This is a genomic window from Rhodococcus sp. MS16, assembly GCF_013277795.1.
GTDB lineage: Bacteria > Actinomycetota > Actinomycetes > Mycobacteriales > Mycobacteriaceae > Rhodococcus_F > Rhodococcus_F globerula.
The window spans coordinates 252,464-277,865 of the sequence record NZ_VBTM01000006.1; the positions used below are offsets into that span (position 1 = coordinate 252,464).

18 protein-coding genes and 4 tRNA genes are annotated in these 25,402 nt (G+C 63.9%); 14 read left to right on the forward strand and 8 right to left on the reverse strand.

Going from position 1 to position 25,402, the window contains the following annotated elements; genetic code table 11:
• The first annotated feature begins 16 nt into the window (after nt 1-16).
• From cmrA to lysA, 3 genes are all read left to right on the forward strand, one after another.
• Nucleotides 17-820 carry a mycolate reductase gene (gene cmrA, locus FEZ60_RS18965; protein ID WP_033232762.1) on the forward strand — a complete coding sequence of 268 codons (804 nt, stop codon included), beginning with the start codon at nt 17-19 and terminating at the stop codon, nt 818-820.
• 126 nt (nt 821-946) lie between these two features.
• Entirely contained in the window at nt 947-1,384 is a 438-nt protein-coding gene (locus FEZ60_RS18970) for a hypothetical protein (protein ID WP_172936731.1), read from the forward strand.
• A 124-nt stretch (nt 1,385-1,508) separates the two neighbouring features.
• A complete protein-coding gene (lysA, locus tag FEZ60_RS18975; RefSeq protein ID WP_033232758.1) occupies nt 1,509-2,852 on the forward strand; it encodes a diaminopimelate decarboxylase in 1,344 nt (447 codons plus the stop codon).
• A gap of 20 nt (nt 2,853-2,872) precedes the next feature.
• Here lysA and FEZ60_RS18980 read toward each other — a convergent pair whose 3' ends face one another.
• A complete protein-coding gene (locus FEZ60_RS18980) occupies nt 2,873-4,618 on the reverse strand; it encodes a helicase HerA-like domain-containing protein (RefSeq protein ID WP_033232756.1) in 1,746 nt (581 codons plus the stop codon).
• Nucleotides 4,619-4,717: 99 nt separating this feature from the next.
• Here FEZ60_RS18980 and orn point away from each other — a divergent pair, with 99 nt between their 5' ends.
• Nucleotides 4,718-5,317: an oligoribonuclease gene (gene orn, locus FEZ60_RS18985; RefSeq protein WP_072782550.1), complete on the forward strand. Its 600-nt coding sequence runs from the start codon at nt 4,718-4,720 to the stop codon at nt 5,315-5,317.
• Nucleotides 5,318-5,401: 84 nt separating this feature from the next.
• Nucleotides 5,402-5,474, forward strand: a tRNA-His gene (locus FEZ60_RS18990).
• A 137-nt stretch (nt 5,475-5,611) separates the two neighbouring features.
• Here the strand turns inward: FEZ60_RS18990 and FEZ60_RS18995 are convergent.
• Nucleotides 5,612-6,847 carry an Ig-like domain-containing protein gene (locus FEZ60_RS18995; RefSeq protein WP_230590052.1) on the reverse strand — a complete coding sequence of 412 codons (1,236 nt, stop codon included), beginning with the start codon at nt 6,845-6,847 and terminating at the stop codon, nt 5,612-5,614.
• A gap of 246 nt (nt 6,848-7,093) precedes the next feature.
• Here FEZ60_RS18995 and FEZ60_RS19000 point away from each other — a divergent pair.
• From FEZ60_RS19000 to FEZ60_RS19010, 3 genes are all read left to right on the forward strand, one after another.
• A tRNA-Lys gene (locus FEZ60_RS19000) sits at nt 7,094-7,166 on the forward strand.
• Nucleotides 7,167-7,261: 95 nt separating this feature from the next.
• Nucleotides 7,262-8,683 (forward strand): amidase, encoded by a 1,422-nt coding sequence (locus FEZ60_RS19005; RefSeq protein WP_172936732.1) that lies wholly within the window; start codon nt 7,262-7,264, stop codon nt 8,681-8,683.
• 93 nt (nt 8,684-8,776) lie between these two features.
• Nucleotides 8,777-8,849: transfer RNA gene (locus FEZ60_RS19010), tRNA-Lys, on the forward strand.
• 64 nt (nt 8,850-8,913) lie between these two features.
• Here the strand turns inward: FEZ60_RS19010 and FEZ60_RS19015 are convergent.
• Nucleotides 8,914-9,135 carry a DUF3618 domain-containing protein gene (locus FEZ60_RS19015; protein WP_033232750.1) on the reverse strand — a complete coding sequence of 74 codons (222 nt, stop codon included), beginning with the start codon at nt 9,133-9,135 and terminating at the stop codon, nt 8,914-8,916.
• Between the two features lie 151 nt (nt 9,136-9,286).
• Here FEZ60_RS19015 and bcp point away from each other — a divergent pair, with 151 nt between their 5' ends.
• Nucleotides 9,287-9,760, forward strand: coding sequence for a thioredoxin-dependent thiol peroxidase (bcp, locus tag FEZ60_RS19020; protein WP_033232748.1), 474 nt, complete (start codon nt 9,287-9,289; stop codon nt 9,758-9,760).
• Here bcp and FEZ60_RS19025 read toward each other — a convergent pair.
• A complete protein-coding gene (locus FEZ60_RS19025) occupies nt 9,757-11,124 on the reverse strand; it encodes a dipeptidase (RefSeq protein ID WP_172936733.1) in 1,368 nt (455 codons plus the stop codon). The two genes, bcp and FEZ60_RS19025, sit on opposite strands and share 4 nt — an antisense overlap.
• 199 nt (nt 11,125-11,323) lie before the next feature.
• Between FEZ60_RS19025 and FEZ60_RS19030 the strand changes: the two genes are divergently transcribed.
• The gene (locus tag FEZ60_RS19030) at nt 11,324-12,046 is read left to right on the forward strand and encodes a TetR family transcriptional regulator (protein ID WP_033232744.1); all 723 of its coding nucleotides are present in this window, start codon (nt 11,324-11,326) and stop codon (nt 12,044-12,046) included.
• A gap of 13 nt (nt 12,047-12,059) precedes the next feature.
• On the opposite strand, the gene FEZ60_RS19035 is transcribed toward FEZ60_RS19030, so the two are convergent.
• Nucleotides 12,060-12,452 (reverse strand): holo-ACP synthase, encoded by a 393-nt coding sequence (locus tag FEZ60_RS19035; protein ID WP_033232742.1) that lies wholly within the window; start codon nt 12,450-12,452, stop codon nt 12,060-12,062.
• Nucleotides 12,453-12,463: 11 nt separating this feature from the next.
• On the reverse strand, nt 12,464-21,769 hold the full coding sequence (locus FEZ60_RS19040; RefSeq protein ID WP_172936734.1) for a type I polyketide synthase: 9,306 nt from the start codon (nt 21,767-21,769) through the stop codon (nt 12,464-12,466).
• 418 nt (nt 21,770-22,187) lie between these two features.
• Here FEZ60_RS19040 and FEZ60_RS19045 point away from each other — a divergent pair, with 418 nt between their 5' ends.
• From FEZ60_RS19045 to FEZ60_RS19060, 4 genes are all read left to right on the forward strand, one after another.
• On the forward strand, nt 22,188-22,877 hold the full coding sequence (locus FEZ60_RS19045; RefSeq protein ID WP_172936735.1) for a hypothetical protein: 690 nt from the start codon (nt 22,188-22,190) through the stop codon (nt 22,875-22,877).
• A gap of 49 nt (nt 22,878-22,926) precedes the next feature.
• Nucleotides 22,927-23,008: transfer RNA gene (locus FEZ60_RS19050), tRNA-Leu, on the forward strand.
• Nucleotides 23,009-23,142: 134 nt separating this feature from the next.
• Nucleotides 23,143-23,550, forward strand: coding sequence for a glucitol operon activator (locus tag FEZ60_RS19055; protein ID WP_033233158.1), 408 nt, complete (start codon nt 23,143-23,145; stop codon nt 23,548-23,550).
• Nucleotides 23,547-23,942 (forward strand): DUF3817 domain-containing protein, encoded by a 396-nt coding sequence (locus FEZ60_RS19060; protein ID WP_033232737.1) that lies wholly within the window; start codon nt 23,547-23,549, stop codon nt 23,940-23,942. The genes FEZ60_RS19055 and FEZ60_RS19060 overlap by 4 nt, the downstream gene beginning before the upstream one ends.
• Before the next feature lie 62 nt (nt 23,943-24,004).
• On the opposite strand, the gene rdgB is transcribed toward FEZ60_RS19060, so the two are convergent.
• Complete coding sequence (gene rdgB, locus FEZ60_RS19065; protein WP_033232736.1) at nt 24,005-24,613, reverse strand: RdgB/HAM1 family non-canonical purine NTP pyrophosphatase; 609 nt, start codon at nt 24,611-24,613, stop codon at nt 24,005-24,007.
• A gap of 3 nt (nt 24,614-24,616) precedes the next feature.
• Nucleotides 24,617-25,402 (reverse strand): ribonuclease PH, encoded by a 786-nt coding sequence (gene rph, locus FEZ60_RS19070; RefSeq protein WP_033232735.1) that lies wholly within the window; start codon nt 25,400-25,402, stop codon nt 24,617-24,619.

The following is a 25,402-nucleotide window of genomic DNA, read 5'->3' on the forward strand; positions in this document are numbered from 1 at the left end:
ACTACGCTGACTGATCGTGAGCCTGCCGACACCCACCACCACAGCCCGCGCCGTCGTGACCGGTGCCTCCTCCGGAATCGGAGAGGCACTGGCCACTGATCTGGCCTCCCGCGGACACTCCCTGATCCTGGTCGCACGACGCGGCGACGTCATGGAGGGTCTTGCCGAGACACTTCGCGCCAAGCACGGCGTCGACGTCGAGGTTCGTGCCTGCGATCTCTCGGACAGCGCGGCCCGTGCCGTCCTGGTCGAGGAACTGGGCACGCGTGAGATCAGCATCCTGTGCAACAACGCCGGTATCGCCACCTTCGGGCCGGTAGCCGAGCTCGACCCGAGCTACGAGCGCGCACAGGTCGAACTCAACGCCGTCGCGGTGCACGATCTCACCCTGGCCGTTCTGCCCGGAATGGTCGAGCGCAAGTCCGGCGGCATCCTGATGGTCGGATCGGCCGCCGGAAACATGCCGATTCCCAACAATGCGACCTACGCCGCCACCAAGGCCTTCGTGAACACGTTCGCGGAATCCCTGCGCGGGGAACTCAAAGGCAGCGGCGTCAACGTCACTCTCCTCGCCCCCGGACCGGTTCGCACCGAGACCCCGGACCCCGCCGAGGCCTCGATCGTCGACAAGCTGGTCCCGGACTTCTTCTGGATCTCGAGCGAGTACACGGCCAAGGTCTCCCTCGACGGTCTGGCCGAGAACAAGATGCGCGTTGTCCCGGGCATCCTGAGCAAGGCGATGTCCGTCGCCGGCGGTTACACCCCGCGCGCAGTTGTCGCCCCGATCGTTGGCACGTTCTACAAGAAGCTCGGCGGCTGAGTCATCCGAACTTCTCGCTCGTTGGCTGTAGGGGCAATCCTTCTCACGACCGGAGGGTTGCCCTTACTGCTACCCACCACGGCAAACGCGTGCTCGTGTGTTTCCTTCGAGTCGCCGCAAGAGGCAGTGAGTGTCTCCAGCACCATCTTCCTCGGCACGCCCACCGAGAAATCCTCGGACGGGTTCGAGGACACCTATCTGTTCGACGTCAGTCGCGTCTACAAGGGTGATGTCTCGTCCGTGACGTCGGTGGGAACACTCGCAAACGGGAATGGTTGCGGCACAAGCTACGTACTCGGTACCGAACGACTGATGTTCCTGTCGGCACCCTACGACGTCGACGCCGAATACGAGGGATACAGCTGCGCCCCCTATACCGGAACCGATTTCGACGTCCAGGCAACAGTTGAATCCGTCTACGGCGCAGGTTATGTTCCGGAAGCCGGCGGTACTCCGTCTATCGGCGTCTATATCGACAAAACAGCGGTCGTTGGCGGTGTCGCGGCGGTTGCGCTGCTGGCGGCGCTCGGTTGGTTCGGCTGGAAGCGACGACGAACGACATAAAAGGACGCCGTCAAACTCAGTCGTATCCCCGTCAAATACCCGTCAAGACAAGGTCCACCGGCACTTTTCCGGAGTAGATCTGTTGGTAGCCCCGCACCGAGCGGGTCCCCCTCAGGAGATCGACGTGACGCTTCTCGACATCTTCCCGTCCCTACGCAGCGCGATGACACCGCGCTTGGATCCGGCTTTGTGGCCCATCAGCACTCGCCACGATCAGAGCGGACGCATCTGCATCGGCGACGTCTCCCTCGAAGAGATCGCCGACCAGTACGGAACCCCCACCTATGTCGTCGACGAGGCCGACGTGCGCCACCGCTGCCGGATGTATCGCGAGATCTTCCCCGACGCGGAAATCGTGTACGCGGGCAAGGCTCTCATGATTCGAGCGATGGCAAAATGGGTCTCCGACGAGGGGCTCGGGGTAGACGTCTGCTCGGCCGGCGAACTCACCATCGCACTGACAGCGGGTGTGGACCCGGCACGAATCATCCTGCACGGCAACGCCAAATCTGTCGCAGAGCTGAGAGTAGCCGTCAACGCGGGTGTCGGGCGGATAGTTCTCGACTCCCACAGCGAAGCACTACGACTGGCCTCGGTCTGCACCCGGCCGCAGAAAGTACTGATCCGAGTCACGCCCGGTATCGACATTCACGGACACAAGGCAGTGGCCACCGGCATCGTCGACCAGAAGTTCGGCCTGCCGGCATTCTCCGAAGAATTGGATCGTGCGGTTGCCGCCGTCAGCGCAGCGCCTCACCTCCAACTTATCGGCCTCCATTGCCATCTCGGTTCGCAGATCACCGATCCCGAACATTTCCGCTCCGGGATCAATACGATGATCGCGCAAATGGACGACATACGTCGTTCTCACGGGATCATCCTCACCGAACTCGATCTCGGGGGCGGGCACGGAATCCCGTACGTCCCCGGTGACGCGCAACTCGACCTGACTCGACTGGCAATTGTCATCGACGAATCACTCGATGACGCCTGCACCCGAAATCGCTTTCCCCGCCCCGAAATCGTCCTCGAACCCGGCCGGGCCATCGCCGCTCGGGCCGGTGTCACGCTGTACCGCGTGGCGAACATCAAGACCATCAGCGGCGGCAGGACATTTGTCTCCGTCGACGGCGGCATGAGCGACAATCCGCGAGTGTCGTTGTACAACAGTCGCTACGACGTCGAATTGGTCAACCGACATTCGAATGCGCCGCTCGAGGAAGTGACCGTCGTGGGGCGGCATTGCGAATCGGGGGACGAAATTTCCGTCGGCATACAACTTCCCGCAGACCTTCACGAGGGCGATCTGTTGGGAGTGCCGTGTACCGGCGCCTATCACCACAGCATGGCATCCACCTACAACAGTGTGTGCCGGCCGCCGGTGATTGCCGTGCTCGGTGGCGTCGCACGACCATTGATCCGACGCGAATCGATCAACGACCTACTCGCCCGCGAGGTCGGCATCTGACACTCGCGGGCGTCGAATCGTCAGCGCCTACGGCGGCTACCGGTTCCGAAGATACTGCGCGAGATTTCCCGACCGGCAGCAGATGCCGCCGATTTGAGGAAGCTCTTGACCGCAGAATTGCCGAGAATCTGCTCGGCGATGTTGGGACCCTCCGGCTCGACCGGTGGCGGCGGCGGAAACTGCGACAGATCCGGTAACGGCGGCAGATCCAGCGACGGGTCTGCCGTTGGCGCCCCGGCCACCTTGGCCGTCAGCCTCTCGTACGCCGATTCGCGATCGATCGTCTGACCGTACTTCTGGTGGAGCGGACTCGACGCCGCCGCGGCTGTGATGGCGTCGTTGCCGATCGTGTCCATCAGGGAGCGAGGCGGACGAATCTTGGTCCAGGCCACCGGTGTCGGCGCACCCTTCTCCGAGAGGACGGTCACGATGGCCTCGCCGGTTCCCAACGACGTGAGTGCCTTCTCGAGGTCGTAATGCTCCGTCTTCGGGTACGTGCGGACCGTCTTGTTGAGCGCCTTCTGATCGTCCGGAGTGAACGCACGCAGAGCATGCTGCACCCTGGCACCCAGTTGCGACAAAACAGAATTGGGGATGTCGGTGGGCAACTGCGTGCAGAAGAACACGCCGACACCCTTGGAGCGAATCAACTTCACGGTCTGCTCGACTTGCTGAAGGAAAGCCTTCGACGCGTCGGCGAACAACAGATGGGCCTCGTCGAAGATGAAGACCAACTTGGGTTTCTCCAAGTCCCCTTCTTCCGGCAGGGTCTGGAACAGGTCGGCCAGCACCCACATCAGGAACGTGGAGAACATCGCCGGACGCGCGGCCTGCGCGCCGAGTTCGAAGAGTGTGATGACGCCGGCGCCACCGACAACCCGCAGCAGGTCCTCGGTTTCGAGTTCCGGTTCACCGAAGAAGGTGTCACCACCGTCGGCCTCGAGATTGACCAGCGCGCGCAGGATGACCCCAGCCGTGGCCGTTGACACGCCGCCGATTCCCTTCAGATCTGCCTTGCCTTCGGCACTGGTGAGGTGCGCGATGACCGAACGCAAGTCCTTGAGATCCAACAACGCAAGGCCCTGAGTATCCGCCCAGTGGAAAATCAATCCGAGCGTGGACTCCTGAGTCTCGTTGAGCCCCAGCACCTTACTGAGCAGGATCGGCCCGAAACTCGTGATGGTGGCGCGGACCGGAATCCCGATCCCGCCGGTTCCCAGCGACAGAAATTCGACGGGCATACCGGACGGAGTCCAGGAGTCGTCACCCGTCTCGATTGCCCGAGCTGTGATCTTGTCGTTGCTCTCCCCCGCTTTGGACAATCCCGAGAGATCACCCTTCACATCCGCCATCACGACGGGCACACCCGCGGCGGAGAGCTGTTCCGCGATGCCCTGCAACGTCTTGGTCTTGCCCGTACCGGTTGCACCGGCAATCAAGCCGTGACGGTTGACGGTGGCCAAGGGAATACGCACCCGGGCTGCCGGATCTGCAACTCCGTCGACAACAATCGACCCCAGCTCCAGCGCCCGACCCTCCGACGAATAGCCCGCGGCGATCTCGGCTGCAACACCAGACGGAACCGGCGGCGTGGCTGCGCCTTGCGCAGCAGCACTCTCTGCAGCGAGAGCCTCACGCTCAGCGTCCTCGGCGGCCTGTGCGGCCTCGGCAGCAACACGAGCAGCTTCGGCAGCAGCGGCCTTGGCCACTTTCGCCTTCTCGGCCGGCGTCAGTGAAACAGCGCCGTCCTTGGGATCCACGGTCATACAAGGCCCTCCTCATTTGCACTACAAAAGAAGATCTACGCGCGTCGAGATGTCACCGCAGACCTTATCCTTCCGGCCGCGCCCACTACTGTGTTCCTGGTGCAGGACAAATTGGTATGGATCGATTGTGAAATGACCGGGCTGCGGCTGGAGTCGGACAAACTCATCGAGATTGCGGCTCTGGTAACCGACAGCGAATTGAACATCTTGGGCGAAGGCGTGGACATCGTCATCCACGCCGACGACGACGCGCTGGCCGCAATGCCGGACGTCGTGAAGAAGATGCACGCCAAATCGGGTCTGACCGAAGAAGTTCGCAAGTCGACGGTCACGCTTGCCGAGGCGGAAAAGGAGGTGCTCGCCTACATCCGTGAGCACGTGCCCGTCGCCGGCACCGCTCCCCTGGCGGGCAATTCCATTGCCACCGACCGCGGATTCATCTCGCGGGACATGAGCGCGCTGGACACCTACCTGCACTACCGGATGATCGACGTCAGCTCCATCAAGGAGCTCTCGCGTCGCTGGTACCCGCGAATCTACTTCGGCCAGCCCGAAAAAGGCCTCGCGCACCGCGCCCTGGCCGACATCAAGGAATCCATCCGCGAACTCAAGTACTACCGCAGTACCGCATTTGTCCCCGCTCCCGGACCGTCCAGCGCGGAGATCGCAGCCGTCGTAGAGGGCCTCGGGCCTGCCTGACCTGCCGATTGGCATCCTGGCCAACTTTCAGGCTAGTATCTTCTACGTCAAAGCAACCGGGTCAAACCGGTCGCCGAGGCAATGGTGGGCGTAGTTCAGTTGGTAGAGCACCAGGTTGTGATCCTGGCTGTCGCGGGTTCGAGTCCCGTCGCTCACCCAAAGGGAACCCCCGGAAGTGTCGAAAGATATTTCCGGGGGTTCTTTTGGTTGGGTCCGCAAACACCACTGCGAACGAAAATGCCCCCAACCGATCGGCTGGGGGCATTCTGACGTTTCAGTACTTCAGGGACGCACTCAGACGTCCGCGTTACCGGCCTTCCACACGTTCCACGGGATGTTCCAGTCCCCCAGGCCGTCGGTGCCCGAAAGCGTGCCACCGACGGTGTTCTTCACGATGACGATGTCGCCGCGTTTGGTGTTGTCGTACACCCACTTGGCATTGGCCGGGCTCAGGTTGAGGCAGCCGTGACTGGTGTTGGAGTAACCCTGCTGCCCGACAGACCACGGCGCCGAATGGAAGAAGATGCCGCTGTAGGACATTCGCGTCGCCCAGTCGACCGGAGTCTTGTATCCGTCAGCGGAAGTGACAGGCACCCCGTACGTCGAGGAGTCCATGACCAAGTTCGCGAACCTGTCACCGATGATGTAGACACCGTTGTCGGTGGGGGTGCTGTCCTTACCCATCGACGTGGGCATGGTCATGACAGTCTCGCCGTTAACCTGGAAAGTGACCTGTTTCGTGTTGTCGTCGGCAACGGCAATCACGGAATCACCGATGTCGAAGGATGTCGTGGCGTCCTCCTGGCCGAAGACGCCTTTGCCCAGATCGCGGCCGTAGACGTTGACCTTGACGTCAACCTTGGTGCCCGGCGCCCAGTACGCCTCCGGACGCCACCGAACCTCGCGGTTGTTGACCCAGTAGAAAGCACCTTCGACAGCCGGCGTCGTCGTGACGGTGATCGACTCTTCGGCAGCCTTGCGATCCGGAATGTTCTCGTCGAACTGCACGGCGATCGGCTGGCCGATACCGACCACGGAACCCTCGCCGGGCATAACGTACGGCTTGGTGAGGTTGCCGGGCGCGCTGGTCGTGAACGACGTCACCGTGGTGCTGGCGCCGCCCAATCCGTAGGCCTGGGCCTCGATCTTGTACTTGCGGTTGTAGCCGAGGGGTTCAGCGGTCACCCACGACGCTCCGTCGGCCGCGAGGGTGCCGGCAACGGTCTTACCGTCGGCGTTGACCATCCGAACGTCGGACAGGCTGCCGTCGGCGACGTCGATGCGGACCGGATCGCCCGGGGAGAAACCGATTGCGCCGTCAGCGACGGTGGAGGTGACTTTCGGCTTGATGAGCTCGGTCAACGGGTTGGAGTCGATCGGCGCGGCGCCCTCGTTGTCCACGGCAGCCCCACTGGACGTGCACGCGGTCACCAGAACCAACGCTCCCAACGACACGGCGGCCATGGCGGCGCCCCTCGAGATTCGGCCTGTCCCTCCACGCACGGACATGCCCCACCACTGACGACTCATTTGTTCGACTCCGCTTCACATGTTAACGACCAGCAATTGCGCCAGGTCAATGATGCCAGGCACAGTCGTTACTCACGGTCATGAAAACCCCGTCGAAGAGTAACGTTCGAATATCAATCGTTTCGTACCGATTGGAATGTTACCGATTTCGGTCAATGTCACAGAAACCACCCGTCCAACGACGGCCCACCAGGCGATTTGCTCCCGACGGAACGGTTCGGCTAATGTTCTGTCTCGCAAGAGCGAGCGCCTATAGCTCAGTTGGTAGAGCAAGTGACTCTTAATCACTGGGTCCGGGGTTCGAGTCCCTGTGGGCGCACTTGCAAAGATCCCCATCGTGGAAACACGGTGGGGATCTTTTTTGTGTCCGGGCGGCGAATACACTCCAGCGAACCCGACAAAATGGAGCGAGCCATGACTGATCTGCCCGATTCGGAAGTCGCATTTGCCGGTGTCGTCGGTCAAGCCGAACTGATCCGCAGCGGCCAACTGTCGGCTCGTGAATTGACCGAACATGCACTCAGACGTATCGAACGCCTCAATCCCACACTCAACGCCTTCACCCGCGTCCTCGCCGACGAAGCAATCGCCGAAGCCACCCGACTCGACGAGCGCCAGGCCTCCGGCGACCCTGTCGGTCTCCTGCACGGCGTGCCCATCGCGATCAAGGACGAGAACGACGTAGCCGGAACACCCACCACCTACGGCGGTGCTGCAGTCACTCGGATCGCGAATTCGGACTCCGAGGTGGTACGACGCTTACGCGACGCCGGAGCAGTCATCATCGGAAAAACCACGATGCCGGAGTTCGGCATCTGGCCGTTCACCGAGACCGCCGCGCACGGCTACACCCGAAATCCCTGGAACACAACAGTATCCACGGGAGGATCGAGTGGCGGCACGGCAGCAGCTGTCGCGTCGGGCATGGTTGCCGCAGGAATCGGCGGCGACGGCGGCGGTTCCATCCGGCTTCCGTCGGCATTCTGCGGATTGTTCGGACTGAAAGCGCAACGCGGCCGAGTAAGCACCGCCCCGAACGGCAACCTGTGGCGCAGCCTCGGGACGCTCGGCCCGCTTACCCGCTCGGTCGAGGACAGCGCACTCGTCTACGACGCCATTATCGGCACCACACCGGTGGACGACTACCGAGCCGAACCACTCGGGGCCCGCTTCACCGAAGGCGCGCTGTCCCCGCTGCACCCCCTCCGTATTGCCGTGTCCACCCGCTGCCCCGTGCGCGGCGTCACGCCGGCGCCCGAAGTGGTTGCCGGAGTTCGTGCGGTCGCAGAAATGTTGAGCGCGTTGGGGCACCACGTCGACGAACATGATCCCCGATACCCCGATGCAACGGCGTCGTTCCTCCCCCAGGTACTCGGCGGCGTACGCGACGAAGCTTTGCGCGTCGATCGGCCCGATCTTCTCGAAAAGCGAACTCGCGCACTGTCTTCGATCGGCAGAATCGCGTCGCCCCGGCGCGTCGGCCGGGCGGCGTACCGGCGTGGCCAACGGATCGCGCACACCGTCAACCAGGTTTTCGACACGTATGACATCGTGCTGATGCCGACCACACCCGCCTTGCCGCGGCGGATCGGCCAACTCGAGGGCACAGGACTGCTGTCCGCCGTCCGCAAGGCTTTGCCGATCGCGGCGTACTGCTCGATCTGGAATGTGTGCGGCAATCCGGCGGCGGCCGTTCCGGCGGGATTTTCGACCGACGGGCTCCCCCTCAGCGTCCAACTGGTGTCGCGACCGAACGGCGAGCTGACAATTTTGTCGCTCGCACATCAGCTGGAGGGTCGGATCGGGTGGACGAATTCCCGTCCGCCGCAGGCCTGAAAGACACGTGCGATGTAACTGCCGTCACGATTACGACGACGCGTTTTGCAAACTGAGGAGCCCGTCGGCTAATGTTCTGTCTCGCAAGAGCGAGCGCCTATAGCTCAGTTGGTAGAGCAAGTGACTCTTAATCACTGGGTCCGGGGTTCGAGTCCCTGTGGGCGCACTTGCAAGAAGGCCCCCATCTCATCGAGATGGGGGCCTTCTTCATGTCCGACGCCGTTCGGTGATCAGCGAATGATCTTGCGAATGACCAGGAGTCCGACAACGGATCCCACGGCGATCAACGCGTACTTCACGTTCGGCTCGTTGAGCTTGGCGAGCACCGTCTTCTTGGTGTTCTCGACCAGCCGCTTCGGGTTGGTCCGTACCGTCAGTTCGTCGAGTGTGCTCGCGAGCTGGTTACGCGCCTTCTCGATCTCGCGCTCGATGCTCTCGGTGTCCCTGGGCACGTGTCCTCCAACTTGTCTGTGTGCTGTCGCTTGATGTTCGTTGCCGCTACGTCCGTGCAGACGCAAGGCGTCGACACCTGGTTCTACCGTAGAGGAGCAGATTGCCCGCGCGCCCACCTGGCGCGCAATTTCTCGACTAACCTCGATTCCCGTGACCGAGAACAGTAGATTGTCTGCCGGCGATATCGCGCCGGATTTCACGCTCCCCGACGCCGAAGGCAACGAAGTTTCGTTGCACGACTACCGAGGCCGCAAGGTCATCGTGTACTTCTACCCGGCGGCCAGCACGCCGGGCTGCACCAAGCAGGCCTGCGACTTCCGCGACAACCTCGCCGAATTGAACGGGGCGGGCCTCGACGTCATCGGCATCTCGCCGGACAAGCCCGCCAAGCTCGCCAAGTTCCGCGACAACGAGGAGCTGACCTTTCCGCTGCTCTCCGATCCGGAAAAGGCGACGCTGGAGGCCTGGGGCGCGTTCGGCGAGAAGAAGATGTACGGCAAGACCGTCCAGGGTGTCATCCGATCCACCTTCCTCGTCGACGAAGAGGGAAAGATCGAGGTTGCCCAGTACAACGTCCGGGCCACCGGTCACGTCGCCAAGTTGCGACGCGACCTGTCCGTCTAGCTACTCGAACCGGCTCGAGACTCGAACCGACTCAAAAACAGGGCTTCCGCGTACGCGAGATTCTCGATCTCCGACGGGTCGACGCTCTCGTTCGGGGCATGGATGCGGCACTGCGGTTCCTCGACGCCGATCAACGCGATCTCCGCGTCGGGGAACTGCTCCGCCAGCGCGCTACACAGGGGAATCGAGCCTCCCTGTCCGGCAAATCCGACTTCGGCGCCGTACGCCGCACTCAGAGCCGCTGTGAGCTGCTTGAATCCCGGCCCACCCGTGGAAGCACCGAACGGCATTCCCGTCGCCTCCGGGTCCACGCTCACCCGCACGCCCCACGGCGCCGCAGCCAGCAGATGCCCGATCAGCAAGTCCTGGGCCTCGGCGGGATCCGTGCCGGGTGGAACGCGCAGGTTCAACCGTGCGGAAGCTCGTGGCGTAATTGCCGCAGCCGAGCCGACCACGGGCGGGCAGTCGATCCCCAAGATCGTGAGCGCCGGCCGCGCCCACACCTGGTCGGCCACAGAACCCGAGCCGACCAGATCGACCCCTTCGAGGACTCCTGCGTCGCCGCGGAATTGTGTGTCGTCGTACTCGACGCCATTCCAGTGCTGATCGCTGACAAGACCGTCGACGGTGGTGTTGCCTTCTTCGTCGTGCAGGGTTGCCAGCATCTGCACCAACGCGGTCATCGCGTCGGGCGCCGGGCCGCCGAACACCCCGGAGTGCACCTCACCTTCGAGCGCCGAGACGTGGACGACCACATTGGCGATACCGCGCAATGACGTCGTGATCGTGGGCTCCCCCACTGCGGTATTGCCGGTATCGGCGATCAGCATGACATCGGCGTCGAACAGTTCGGGGCGCTGCCGCAGCAGGTCTTCGAGGCCTCCGGTGCCCATCTCCTCCGAGCCTTCGGCGACGATTCGCAGGTTGACAGCCGGCGCCTGCCCGGCTGCTGCGAGCGCTCGGAGTGCGGTCAGGTGCATGACGAGGTTGCCCTTGCAATCCGACGCGCCTCGCCCGTACCACCGTCCGTCGCGCTCGGTCAGCGTGAAAGGTGGCGAATTCCAAAGCTCTTCGTCTCCGGGCGGTTGAACGTCGTAGTGGCAGTACAGGAGAACGGTCGGGGCATCCGCTGGGCCAGGCCGAAATCCGATTACCGCAGCGGAACCGTCCGACGTCTCAACCGCCTCGGCGTCCGCAAATCCCTGTTCGCGGAACGCGCCAACCACCCAGGCGGCAGTTGCCGCACATTCTTCCGGCGGGAATTGCCGCGCATCCGCGACCGACCGCAACGCAACCAACCGCGTCAGATCCTCGTGCGCGCGGGGCATGAGCTCGCGTACTGCGGCTCGCAACTGTTCGGCCATTTCGGTCTCCTTTTCTCGCCGACTCCAGTGTGCCCGAATCACCGATGAGCAACCCTCTCCTGCAGCGCACCTTCGGTCACCTAGTATCGAAGAGTGGCAACGTCGTCGGATTTCCAGCAGTCGGTCGGGTGATCTTTCGGTGAGCCCGGATATTCCACAAGCGCCAAATTCTGCTGCAGATGCCGATAGCCTCGAATCTGTGCAGCCCTCTACCCGCAACCGCGTACGCCGTCGGCCGGACCCCGCACTCGAAAATTCTCAGAGCGACGCACCTCAGGAACTGCTTCCACGCAAACGTCCGACGCAGGAGCGAAGCCAGCGCAAGTTCGATGCCCTTCTCGCCGCCTCCCGCGAACTTCTCACCGACGTCGGTTTCGAATCGTTCACGTGCGAAGAGGTCGCGGCGCGTGCTGACGTGCCCATCGGGACTCTGTATCAGTTCTTCGCCAACAAGTACGTCATCGTGTGCGAGTTGAACCGTCAGGACCTCGTGGGGGTGCAACACGAGCTGGCCCAGTTCGGCGGTGAAGTGCCGTCACTCGATTGGCTGCGGTTCCTCAACAGTTTTGTCGACCACATGGCCGGACTCTGGACGTCCGATCCGTCCCGCCGCGAGGTGTGGTTGGCAATGCAGTCCACGCCGTCCACGCGGGCAACCGGTGTCATTCACGAGAAGCAGTTCGCGGAAACCGTCGCCAAGATGCTTGGTCCACTCACACCGCGCTCACCGCGGGATCGCCGCATGATGATGGCGGAAGTGCTTGTGCACGTGGTGTATTCGATGCTGAATTTCTCCGTGCAGGACGGCCAGAGCCACGCCGACGCCGTAGTGGAACTCAAGCGTCTGATGGGTGCGTACCTGCTGGTGGCGGAGAAGGAATCTCGATTGAAGGGCCGCGGCACAGCCGACTACGAGGGCTGACGCCAGCTCGACCCTAAGTCGATTCGATCACGGCAAATGCGCCGGCCATGTCTCCGTCGTGCGTCAGCGAAATGTGAATCTTCACGTCGGTGAGGTGTTTCGCGACGTCGCCCCGCAATCTGATGCTGGGCCGCCCCCACGCGTCGGAGACGACTTCGATTTGATTGTGGATCATCTCCCCCAGCACCGGCGGGCTGGCGAAGAGAGCAGTGGACCACGCTTTGATCACTGCTTCCTTCGCCGCCCACCGGGCCGCGAAATGTCTTGCCGGATCGGAACTCCGAGTATTGGAATCCCGACGCTCACCCGGTGTGAAGTTGTCGAGCATAGCCGTTCCCGGCCGTTTCAGTTGCTCGGCGAACTCCGACACCGTGACGAGGTCGAAACCGATACCCAGAACTCCCATCCTGCGATTATCTACTTGCAGCCAGGCAGATTCGAGCGGTAACGCTGATCTTCACCCAGGCGTGCGTTCTCGCTGAGGAGAACATCCGCTTCGAGCTGACGCGAAGCCTTTGCGGGCGTTCCGTCGGCGCCGAGACGACGATCGGCGGGACGCTCGTACAGGCTGTCGCCACCGCACATCGCCTTGGCGAGGCGACGCTGACCGTCGATGGTGCGCTGCTGTGCGGCTGCAACATAGTCCGCACGCTTGTCGGCGGGCACCGACTCGACAAATGCCTGCGGGTGAACGACGGCGATCAGTCCGGAGACGTGACCGAAGCCCAGGCTGGTCAGCAGGCCGGCGCGCAGCGGGAGCTGCTCGCCGAACTTGAGCGGCTGACGTGCCCACACGAGGTGCTCGAACTCGGCCATCTTGTCGTCGACGCAGTCGAGGCTGCGGTTCGGCGGGATGACGCCCTGGCTGAGCACCTGGCACAGACCGATCAGCTGGAAGGCAGCTGCGCCGCCCTTGGCGTGGCCGGTCAGGCTCTTCTGCGACACCACGAACATCGGAGCACCGTCACTGCGACCCAAAGCCCCGGCGAGACGCTCGTGCAGTTCTGCCTCGTTGGGATCGTTTGCCGCGGTGGACGTGTCGTGCTTGGAGATGACCGCGATGTCGTCCGCGCTGACGCCGAGGGCGTTGAGCGAGAGTGCGAGCTGCGAATCCGCTCCGCCGCGTCCGGCACCCAGTGCGCCGATTCCCGGAGCCGGGATCGACGTGTGGACGCCGTCTGCGAACGATCCGGCCCAGGCGACAACGCCGAGAACGGGCAAGCCCATTTCCAGTGCCAGGTCACCGCGAGCGAGCAGGATCGTGCCACCACCGGCGGACTCGACGAAGCCGCCTCGCCGGCGATCGTTTGCCCGCGAGAAGCGGCGATCTTCGATGCCCTTGGCGTGCATGTCCGACGTCTTGGCCGTGGCCGACATGTCACCGAAGCCGATGATGCCTTCCGCGCTCAGGTCGTCGAATCCACCGGCAACAACCAACTGGGCCTTGCCCAAGCGGATCTTGTCGACGCCCTCTTCGACGGACACGGCTGCCGTTGCGCAGGCCGCGACGGGGTGAACCATCGCGCCGTAGCCACCGACGTACGACTGAACGACGTGCGCCGCAATAACATTCGGCAGAGCTTCCTGCAGGATGTCGTTGGGACGGTTCTCGCCGAGCAGCGTGTCGATGTACAAGCTCCTCATGGACGTCATGCCGCCCATGCCGGTGCCCTGCGTGTTCGCCACCAGGCTCGGGTGAACCCAACGCAGCAGTTCGCTCGGAGTGAAGCCGCCCGTGAGGAATGCGTCCACGGTCGCAACGATGTTCCACAGTCCGACGCGGTCGACCGAATCGGCCATGTCGGCGGGGATGCCCCACTTCGTGACGTCGAAGTTGGTCGGAATCTGGCCGCCGACACTGCGGGTCAGCTTCATCTTGCGCGGAACACGGATCTCGGTGCCGGCGCGGCGCGTGACCGTCCAGTCACCGGACTCGGCCGAAACCGACGCCACTGTGTTCTCGGGATCGGATTCGACGAAGGCCTGAGCCTCTGCCTCGCTGCCGACCACGAAGCTCAGATCCTTGTCCAGGAACACGGAGGTGAGCAGCGGTGCGGTGTTGTCGATCATCTGGCCTTCGTCGACGTAGCGACGGATGCCGCACCGCTCGACAACTGCGTCGTGGTACTTGTCGGCGATTTCCGCCTCTGGCACCAGATCGCCTGATTCGACGTCGTACCAACCCGGCTTGGGGTCGTTCTCCCAGACGATCAGTCCGGTGTTCCACGCCAATTCGAGAACGCCTGCGGCAGAGAGCTGCTCGTCGACCTCCATCTCGAAGCGGGTACGCGAGGAACCGTAGGGGCCGAGCTCTCCGGCGCCCACGATGACCACGAGGTCCGCGGGAGTGACATCGAGTTCGGGCCAGCTCGGAGCCTTGATCGAGGCATCGATGCGTGCCGGTGCGGACAGCGCGAGGATGGTGTTCTCGTCGACTGCTTCGTCAACTGCCTCGGCGATCTCTGCGGTCGCGGCGGCTTCCTTGGCGAGGGCGCCCAGGTCGAGGTTCGCCTCCGCAAGTCCACCGGTCAGGTCGACCTCGAGCGGAGCCGTGGCTGCGCTACGACGCGACTGCGCGGTAGCCGTCTTCAGCAGTTCGGTTGCCATTTCCTGGGTGGACCAGGTACGGACACCGGCAGCTTCGACAGCGTCGACGATCGGATCGTTGTGACCCATCAGACCGGTTCCGCGGACCCAGCCGATGACGGCGTGTGCCAACGTGACTCGCTCGGCCCAGTTGCGCTCGGCCTTCCAGCGGTTGACCACGGCGATCAGCGAAGCCTTGGCCTCACCGTATGCACCGTCACCACCGAACGTTCCGCGGTTCGGCGAACCGGGCAGGACCACGTGCAGATGCGTGTCGACGTCGCTGTCGTAACCGATCTTCGACAGACCACCGATCAGGCGCTCCACCGACCACAACAGCACGCGCATTTCCATTTCGGCGCGAGCGCCGGCGTCGGAGAGTTCTCCGCCGACGCGAGGAGCCGCGAACGGGAAGAGCATCGTCGGCGTCATAGCCGGCTTGATCAGCTTCTTTGCGCCACCGGCATTTTCGGTGGCCTCGTTGCCGATCCAGTCGATCAGTGCGTCGACGTCGGTGTACGACGCCATGTTGGCAGGAACCACCCAGAGAGCGGCACCGGCACGAGCGTTCTCGCGGTACAGGTCACGGTAGAAGCCGAGACGCGAGCCGTCGAGACGCGACGTGGTGACGAATACCGTTGCGCCACCGGCCAGGAGCTTGCCCGTGACCGCTGCTGCGATCGAACCCTTGCTGGCTCCGGTCACGACTGCGACCTCGCCGGCCCACTCAGGTGCATCGGATTCTGCAGTCACGGCCGCATCAGCGATGCGGGTGTAGACCTCGGCCAGCGTCGTGCGACCTTCGTCGGTGGCGCGGGTGGCCCACCACTTTGCCTGTGCGGCAACGGTGGAACCGGCACCGATGAAGTTCTCGACCGACAGAGTCTCACTGCCGAGCCAGATGCGAGCGAGATCCTCACGCGCACTTGCCCAACGGTCGTCGAGCAGGACCGCCTTCTGAGCGTCGAATGCCGGAGCAACCAGACGCGGCCAGTCGGAACCGAGTTCAGCCGAGACCAGGTCGACCAGTTCGGTGTCCTCGACCGTTGCGGCCGGAGCCTCTTCGCTGAGTCCGAGCTGCTCGAGCACGAGGCGGGCGGCCGAAGCCAGAACGCCGTTGCGGCCCGTGATGTTCTCGGTGAACTCACCCAGAGCGGCTGCGTCGACGGTTCCACCGCCGCCACCACCGGTTGCCGGCAGCGAAACGCTGGTGCCGCGAGCGGAGGCAACCGAAGCAACGGCGCTGTCGATGACTGCGTCGACTGCTGCTGCGTCGGCCAGAGCGCCGGAGGTCAGGCCGCCGAGGTCGCCGCCGCGGATGCTGGCACCGTCACGGGTACCGAGCGCTACCGCTGCGGTGACGTGGTGCGCCCAACCGTCGCCGAGTTCCCAGACCTTCTTGACACGATCGGCGATGTAGCCGGGACGCTTGCCCGAGGGGCCGAAGACCTTACGCAGGTGATCGTTGATCGAATCGGAAAGTACCGGTCCGAACGGCTTGTACGTACGCGCCAGCTTGTCGACAGTGGCTGCGAGCGAGCCCATGTCGGCATCCGCCGCACCGTCGATGGCGCCGAGGGACAACTCGGAACCGAGGTCGACCAGAAGCTGGTTACGACGTGAGGACACACCGTCGCACAGTGCCTCGATCGTGTCGGCGGGACCGACCTGATCGGGACGCAGCTTGGTCCACAGGCTGATCAGAACCTTGGTGGCGTCTGGCGCCTTGAAGGTGATGTCGTCCGGACGCGGTCCGCTGGACGTCGCGACGGGTGCAGCGGCGACCGGTGCAGCGGCGGCAGCCACCGGAGTGGCGGCGGGTGCTTCCACCTCGTCGTCATCGTCGGCAGCAGCCGGATCGACATCCGTGCCGTAAACGATCGCAGCTTCACGCTCGATGTTCAGGACCTCGACCGGGTAGCCGAAGCGGCCCGGCAGCTTGAGGGTCTGCGATGCGAGGTTCGCGACGGTCGGGGCAGCGCCGAGGCCGACCTCGACAAAGCGCTCGACACCGAGTCCACCTTCGGACTCGTCACTGAACAGCAGATCCTGGGTCTCGATCCAGCGGACCGGGCTGGCGAACTGCCACGCCAACAGCTCGATCAGGATGATCCGGGACAGTTCGTGGCTGCGCGTTGCGTAGCTGTCGAAGTCAGCAAGGACTTCCTGCAGCTGCTCCGACGGCACCAGGTCGGCGATTTCCTGAACGAAGTCGCGGCTCAGCGAGAAGAGCCTCGGAACGAGGTTCGGGATGTAGCGGCCGATAAGGATGTCCGGATCGATGTCGTGCGGGAGCAAGTCCTGCAGGCATACGCGGAAGTCCGCCACGCCGCCGCGAAGGACGGTGGAGTGGAACGGCACGTCGATGCCGGGAACCTGGATGTAGGCGCGCTTGCCACCGAATTCCGCACGGAGACGATCGATCTCGATCTCGAGTGCGTCGAGGCCGGCAACGGATCCGGCGATGGCGTACTGGCTGCCGCGCAGGTTCAGGTTGACGATTTCGAGGAACTCACCGGACGCCTCGGCAACACCGGCGACAAAGTCCTGCACGTCGTCGTCGGACACACCGATCTGCGACGGGCGAATGGCAGCCATGCGGTAGTCGGAACGGCCGGCTGCGTCACGGGGAACCAGCTGGTGCATCGCGGATCCGCGCTGGAAGACAACCTCGAGAAGTGCTTCGAGCGGGAAGACCTCGGCAACAGCGGCGAGTGCGTTGTACTCACCCACCGAGTGACCGGCGAGGAACGAGCCTTCGATGAAGGTGCCGGACTCGCGCAGTTCGGCAACCTGGGCTACACCGAGAACAGCCATCGCGACCTGGGTGAACTGCGTCAGGTGCAGAACACCGTCCGGGTGCTTGTGCTCGACGCCGCGGGCCTTGACGGTGACCGGGTTGTCGCGCACCACAGCAAGAATCGAGAATCCGAGCGCCTTGCGGGTGTGCTTGTCCGCACGCTCCCAGACGTCGCGCGCAGCCTTCGAGCGAGCGCGGGCGTCGAGGCCCATGCCCGGACGCTGGATGCCCTGGCCGGGGAAGGCGTAGATCGTCTTCGGTGCAGCAGTGCGTCCCGTCGCGACCATGACCAGGTCACCGTCGATGCGGCAACCGACCTCGACGATCTCGGCACCCTGATCGATACCGATGCGATCGACGCGGACGTCGATCTCGGCGCCGGGGCGGACCATTCCGAGGAAACGAGCGGTCCACGCGGTCAGGCGACGCGGAGGGGTGCGGGTCTCGTTGGGATCAACCGCGGTGACAACCTGCTGCGCCGCAGCCGAGAGCCACATACCGTGCACGATCGGGGTTCCGAGGCCCGCGAGCAAAGCGGCGTTGTCGGACGTGTGAATCGGGTTGTGGTCACCGGAAACCTGAGCGAATGCGCCCATGCTGACCGGAGCCAGGATCTTCGCGTCACGGCGACGACGACGCGAGGTATCGATAGCGGCATCGCTGATCGATCCACCTGCGCGCGCCGGGTCGGCAAGCTCGCCTGCGCCGGTACGTCCGCGGATGGCAAAACGCTCGGTCATGGTGACCACGGCGGGAGCGTCGAGGCCCTCGCCGAGCATGGCACCGACCTCGACCTTGACCTCGACGACGCGACCGAGGTCGGTGTCGAGAACCGAGGCGACCTCGGCATTGACCACGAGAATGCTTGTCTCGGAGGGCAGCTCACCGACAAAGTCGACGGTGTGGTCGAGGTGGACCAGGTCGAGCATGCCTTCGATAACGGAAAGACTATCGAGCTTGGCTGCGCCGAGGACTGCGAACACTGCAGGCCAGCATGCTCCGACGACGACGTCCGGAACAGCCTTGCCGCTGACACTGAGCGTGGCGGGCAGACCCGAACCGGTGACACCGGCGTGATCGGCGATGCGATCGGGAACCCACGCGACGTTGAGGCGGGCCTTGCCGTTCTTGACTGTCGGCAGTTCCTGTCCTGCAGCAACTGCCAACAGTGCGGACATCGCGGCTTCAGCGTCGGCCTCGGTGACGACCGGGGCGCCGCCGTCGACAACGGAGCTGGGAATGGTGATCGTGATGTCGACCGACTTGTCTGCCACCAGCGGAACCGAGAGCAGGACGTGAGTCTCGTCGACAACCGTCAGGCTCGATCCGGTCGAGGCGTGAACAGCCTTGTCAACGGACTCGGCACTCCACTCTTCGAGGTCGCCGAGACGACGTACCGGGTTCTGGGTCAGGCGGCCGGCCCACTGGAGATCCGGCGCCGAGAGAATCGCGTCGAGCAGACCGGGAGCGGAATCCTGGTGGCGACGGCTCGCGAGGACAACCGGAGTGGTTCCGGCAGCAACCAATTCGTCGTACGTGGCCTTCTCGAAACGATCGAGCAGGTCACCGACGGGCTCGTCGACACGCGTGATGCCGGCAACGGCAACGGTGCCGGGGATGACGCACACCTGATCGGCGGTGTACCGCGGATCGTGTGCCTGCCACAGGGAGTCACTGCGCCACCAGCGGCGCACGTCACCGTCGACGACGGGAACGAAGTTGACCGGCTTGCCCGGCGTCTTGCACAGCGAGATGAAGAACGAGATGTCTGCGGGATGCAGAACCGTGCTCGTGTAGTCCGGGTACGACGCCTGGAGTGCGCAAATCGCAGCTTCGGGACGCTCGAGGGTCTCGGCATCGCCGAACAGGGTCGGGATGGGGCCGCGGTCGACGGGGTGCAGACGAGCCTCGGTGCGCTGGAGCATCTCACCGAAGCGAGCACGCCAGGTGATGTCGAGCCACGGGCTAGTCGTTGCCTCGGCGATAGCGTCCTGAAGGTCTGCGCCGCAGTCGAATTCCTTGGCCGCGTCGATACCGACGGTCAGCTCGAGGTAGCGACGCAGCCACTGCGCGTACGTCATGGTCTCGATGTCACCGAAGTACGGCTTGGCGGTGACGTCGAGTGCTGCGATGATCTCGTCGCGGCGCTCGGCAACGGCGTCGGCGTCGCCGGCAACCTCGTCGAGGAGGCGTCCGGTGCGCGATGCGGCGTTGTCGATCTCGTGGATGTCGGCACCGAGCTGGCTACGGCCCGAAGCCATTCCACCTTCGGCGGTGCCGGCGCCTACCCAGTCCGGAGTACCCGGTGTGTCGACGAGGAGCTGCTTGACCTCGGGAGACGTGGTGGCCTCCAGCGTCGCCATCGCTGCCGTGCCGACGAGGATGCCGTCGACGGGCATTGCCGGGAAGCCGGCTCCGACAGACCAGCGGCCGGTCAGGTAATCGGCTGCGCGCTCGGGTGTTCCGATGCCGCCGCCGACGCAGATGATCAGGTTCGAACGCGTACGCAGCTCGGCGTACGTGTCGAGGAGCAGGTCGTCGAGGTCTTCCCACGAGTGGTGTCCGCCGGCGCGGCCACCTTCGATGTGAACGATGACGGGGAAGTTCGGAACCTCGTTGGCAATGCGGATCACGGAACGGATCTGCGCCACGGTGCCCGGCTTGAATGCGATGTTGGTGATGCCGATCTCGGACAGCTCTTCGATAAGCGCAACGGCCTCTTCGAGTTCCGGGATACCGGCGGTGACGATGACGCCGTCGATGGGTGCACCGGCAGTACGAGCGCGCTGCACGAGGCGCTTGCCACCGAGCTGCAGCTTCCACAGGTACGGATCGAGGAACAGCGAGTTGAACTGGACCGCGCGGCCCGGCTCGAGGAGCATCTTCAGTTCTGCGACACGGTCTTCGAAGATCTCTTCGGTGACCTGTCCGCCACCGGCAAGCTCGGCCCAGTGACCGGCATTGGCTGCGGCGGCAACGATCTTGGCGTCGACGGTGGTCGGAGTCATGCCGGCCAACAGGATCGGTGAGCGACCCGTGAGCTTCGTGAAGGCCGTCTCGACGCCGATGCGGCCGCCGGGAAGCGCTACAGGCTTGGGCGCGAATTCGGTCCACGAACGTGAGACCTCAGGCGCAGCACCGGGGGTGAGCAAGTTGCGATGTCCACCGCGGGTGGACGCGGCGATGATGCCAACACCCTGCCCACGCAGCGAGGACGACGTCATACGGGTCAGCTGGTCGCTGGGTCCGAGATCGAGAATCCACTGCGCGCCGGCGTCGATGGCACCATTCACGGCCTGCACCCAGTTGACCGGGTCGACCAGGATGGCCTGCGCAAGTGCGCTGGCGCGATCTGCGTCGAGGCCGCAGCGCGCTGCCCAGCTGCCGACCAGGTCGACTGCGTCGGCGAGCGCCGGGTGGTGGAAACCGATTTCGGTGTCGAGGGCGTCGAAGGTGGGAGCGAAGACCGAACCGCCACGCTTCTTTCCATCGCGCTCGCGGGCTTCGTTCGCCTCGATCTGCTCGCAATGTTCCTGCACGCGGGCCAGCTGAGCGGGCGGTCCGGCGAGGACAACACGGCGGCGTCCGTTGCGAATAGCGAGGACTGCTGCACGATTGTCCGTCGTGGTCTCGGCAAGTTCGGCGACAATCGCGGCGAGGCGCTCGGGATCGACGTTGGACACGGCGACCATCGGCTTGCCCGACGCGCTCGCGATGATGCCGCGACGACGGCCGACCAGGCTGGCTGCGGCGCCGACGAGCTGAGCAACAGCAAGAAGCTCGCCGTCGTCGTTGCCACCAGCTGCAACTGCAGCAGTCGCGAGCACGCCCTGCGAATGTCCGATGACGGACACGGGCGGATGCGCTGCAATATCGAGACCCTGCGCAGTCAGCGCACGCAACGCCGCAAGTTGCGTGAGGAAGACGCCGGGGAGCGAAACGGGTGCTGCGGTGAGTGCTGCAGCAGAGGGACCTGCCGGCTTCTCACCTTCTTCTTCGTCAACGATCTCGGCTTCGAGAATCCACGCGACCGGATCGAATCCGATCGGGCGCACCACCACAAGATCCTGCGCGAGCGGAGCGAGGCGCGCTGCTGCGTCGTTGACCAAGTCGGTGAGAATCGGCTCGAGGCCGTTGTCGCGGCTGAGTTCTTCGAGCGTGCTGAGCCACGGGGCGCCCTGTCCACCGAAGGCAAGGGCGTACGGCAATCCGTTGTTCAGTGAATCGACGAGGGCACCTTTACTGTTCGTGCGGGAGGCTCCCCCGTCGACGCCGACGCGGCGTCCATCCTTCGAGTCGCGTCCGTTTCCTGTAGGTGTCGTGTCATCGATCGTCACGCGTACGTCCTCTCCTGGTCACCTCTGCGGCGAGGTGGGAATTGTGGGTCTGCCCGGGGCGCACATCTTGCAAATCGACCGAAAGAATCGGCATGTCTGCGCCTGCCGTGCACGTTAAGGCTGACACAGGATCATGAGGATTTCCTCACGTTTGCTGACGGCCCGAAATACGGGACTTTCCACGCGGTGATCTTCCTCACGGGATGTCGAGAAAGTGACTCGCGAGTAGGTCGCAAACGCGCTGCCAGGGACTGTTACGCGGATTTCCACAAACCTGAGGAACTCCTCATATTTATCGTTACCAAATCGTTACCCTCTTGACGGTTGGCCCATCGCGTGCCTTTCACCCCAGAACCTGTCGGACTCCCGCGCTAGGTTCAGCGCGTCCGATCGGACAACTTTCTCGGGGGGAGAAATCATGGGTACCGACACCACAAAAATCGTCATCGACTTCATCGCACGCGAGCTGCCACAGTCCGCGTGGCCGCACTGGACCGATGGGTGGGCACACGAGGCCGAAGCAGCCATCCTCGACGCGGCCTTCTCGGCCCGCGCCGCGTACGGAACACCCACGACGGGCGTGCGGGCCGTCATCACGCGGTGGCGTCACCACCGCCAGTCAGACGCACCACTGGACAACCTCTCCGCTCTGGCAGCCTTTGCGGAGCGCGGCGACGAACTGGCCGTCATTCTCGGTAACCGTCAGCGGGTGCCGGGCAACTACTCCACCAAAGCGGAGGCTGCCGCACTGGGCGCCGCATCACTGGTTGCCGTCGGATGCACCGGAAGTGCAGATATCGGCAACACCGACGCGCATCGAGCGGCAATCATGTCGGTTCCAGGGTTCGGAGCGCGCACATTCGACATGCTGCTGTTCCTGTCCGGCACACTCACACCCGATTCGGTGGAACTACTGACTCGTTTTGCCACCGAGGCAGCCGGTAGCGCCGAACCGCTGGGCGGCGTGGAGGCAACATCACTGCTCGCTGCAGTGGCTGCAGAATTGGATGTCCCCGCAACAACTCTCACGCACGCAGCGTGGCGGTACCAACGCACTGCCGAGCAACCCCGACGACCGGCAAAATCGGTGCCGGTTCCAGCCATGTGAGGGCGGTGTCGATAGCGGGGGCGGCAATCGCGTATCCTGTGAATTCCGCGCGCGAGTGGCGGAATTGGCAGACGCGCTGGATTTAGGTTCCAGTGTCTCAGGACGTGGGGGTTCAAGTCCCCCCTCGCGCACAACGCAGAGCCCCATCGAGATCGTTTCGGTGGGGCTTTGTTTTTGTGTCTACGACACGCCGTGGCACGGCATCTACGACACCGTGTCGGAGATCGCAGGGCGCGGCACTATAGCTCTGCGGTACCGTCGTAGTGTGTCGAAGAAGCCTACAAAAAGCCGACCTGCGCTGATCCTGCTGGTTCTTGTGTCAGCAGCGGTCTGCTTGTCGCTCGGCTGGTGGCAGTGGGAGCGCTTCGAAGCTGTGGGCGGCAGCGGGCAGAACCTCGGCTATGCGTTGCAGTGGCCACTGTTCGCCGCATTTGTGGTGTACGCATATCGCAAGTTCGTTCAGCTCGAGGATGCCGATCCGGACGAGGTCGAAGCCGAGGAAGCCGCAGCGGAGCCGCGAGAGATTCCGGCCGATCTGCTGCCGCAACGCCCCCGGGCACAGTTCGGCGACGCGGAACTCGATGCCGATGACCCCGAAGCACGCCAAATGCTCGAATACAACGACTACCTTGCGCAGCTCGCAGCTCGCGAGCCCGATAGGAGCACTACGTGAGTACCGGCCCGGAAGCGAGCACCGCTACCCCCTCAGACAAGGCCACCAAGGCGCAGGCCGAGAAGCAGAAGAAGGTTGCTTCTGCGCTTGTTCGCTACCGCGTTCTGGCGTGGATCACCGGCCTGTGGCTGCTGTTCCTGACCGGTGAGATGGTCTACAAGTACCTCATCCTGGAAAACTCCGCGGATGCTCCGTCGTGGCTGTTCTACATCGGCCAGATTCACGGGCTGTTCTACATGCTGTACCTGGTGTTCACAGTCGACCTGGCTATCAAGGCCCGCTGGAAGGCAGGCACGACGGTTGCCACGGCACTGGCCGGCACCATTCCGTTCCTGTCGTTTGTGTTCGAACACAAGCGGACCATCCAGGTCAAGAGCGACTACAACCTCTGATTCTCCGTAAAGCAAAGGCCCTGAACGTCATTCACGTTCAGGGCCTTTTCTCGTGTGTGCGATCAGTCGGCCAGTGCCGCCAGTGCGGGCACCAGCTGCACCAGCGCTCTCCCGCGATGCGAGGCCGCGTCCTTCTCGGCCGGAGTCAGTTCCGCCGCCGAGCGGGTGTCACCGTCTGGGCGGAAGATCGGGTCGTAACCGAATCCGCCGTCGCCTGCCGGTTCCCGACCGATGACGCCGCGCCATTCACCGCGGACCACGGTCTCGTCGCCGCCGGGGATCACCAGCGCGCAGGCCGAGACGAAGGCCGCGCCGCGCCGTTCGTCGGGCACGTCACCCAACTGAGCGAGCACCAGCGCAGTGTTGGCGCCGTCGTTTCCGTGGGTACCGGACCAGCGGGCAGACAACACGCCGGGCATCCCGTTCAGCGCATCGATCTCGACACCGGAATCGTCTGCGATACACGGCATTCCGGTGGCAGCGGCTCCGTCACGAGCCTTCGCGAGCGCATTTTCTTCGAAGGTCGCACCGGTCTCGGGCGCTTCCGGAAACGGCGGCACCTCATCGAGCCCGACCAGTTCGATTCCGCTCACACCGGCCGCGTCGAGAACGCGATGGAGTTCCTTCAGCTTCTTGGCATTTCTACTTGCTACCAATACTCGTACGCTCACAGCTCAGGCACCGAACTTCTTCTTGGGTTCCGGGTTCTTGGGTTCGGGCAACACACCCGGATACGGCTCCGCCAATGCCTGACGCTGGATCTCGAACAGCTGCTCACAGCCCGCCAGCGCGGAGTCGAGAAGCTTGTCCAGGGTGGAGCGCGGGAACGTGGCACCTTCGCCGGTGCCCTGGATTTCCACCAAGGTGCCGGTATCGGTGGCGACGACGTTCATGTCGACCTCGGCACGCGAATCCTCTTCGTACGGCAGATCGAGGCGCACTCGTCCGTCGACGACGCCGACGCTGACGGCCGCGATGCCACACGAGATGGGCTGAGGGTCGCTCAGCAGATTGGCAGCGCGAAGATACGTCACCGCGTCGACGAGAGCTACGTACGCCCCCGTCACGGCGGCGGTACGGGTGCCACCATCTGCCTGCAGGACATCGCAGTCCAGAGCAATGGTGTTCTCCCCGATGGCCGCGAGGTCGATGCAGGCCCGAAGGGATCGACCGATGAGCCGGCTGATCTCCTGGGTGCGGCCACCGACCTTGCCCTTGACGGATTCACGTCCACTGCGGGTATGCGTAGCTGCGGGCAGCATCGCATATTCGGCGGTGAGCCAACCGAGCCCGGAACCCTTGCGCCACCGCGGAACACCCTCTTCGACGCTGGCCGTGCACATTACTCGGGTGTTTCCGAACTCGACCAGAACCGAGCCGGCCGGATGGCTGGTGAACCCGCGGGTGATCTTGATCGGGCGAAGTTCGTCGTCCGCCCTGCCGTCTTCTCGTGTAGTCAC

Bases quoted from the DNA above. Each gene is read 5' to 3' on its own strand.
- FEZ60_RS19025 (WP_172936733.1), bottom strand. From the start codon at position 11,124: ATGGCCGAACAGTTGCGAGCCGCAGTACGCGAGCTCATGCCCCGCGCG.
- FEZ60_RS18980 (WP_033232756.1), bottom strand. From the start codon at position 4,618: ATGACCGTGGATCCCAAGGACGGCGCTGTTTCACTGACGCCGGCCGAG.
- FEZ60_RS19035 (WP_033232742.1), bottom strand. From the start codon at position 12,452: ATGGGAGTTCTGGGTATCGGTTTCGACCTCGTCACGGTGTCGGAGTTC.
- FEZ60_RS18995 (WP_230590052.1), bottom strand. From the start codon at position 6,847: ATGAGTCGTCAGTGGTGGGGCATGTCCGTGCGTGGAGGGACAGGCCGA.
- FEZ60_RS19005 (WP_172936732.1), top strand. From the start codon at position 7,262: ATGACTGATCTGCCCGATTCGGAAGTCGCATTTGCCGGTGTCGTCGGT.
- FEZ60_RS19045 (WP_172936735.1), top strand. From the start codon at position 22,188: ATGGGTACCGACACCACAAAAATCGTCATCGACTTCATCGCACGCGAG.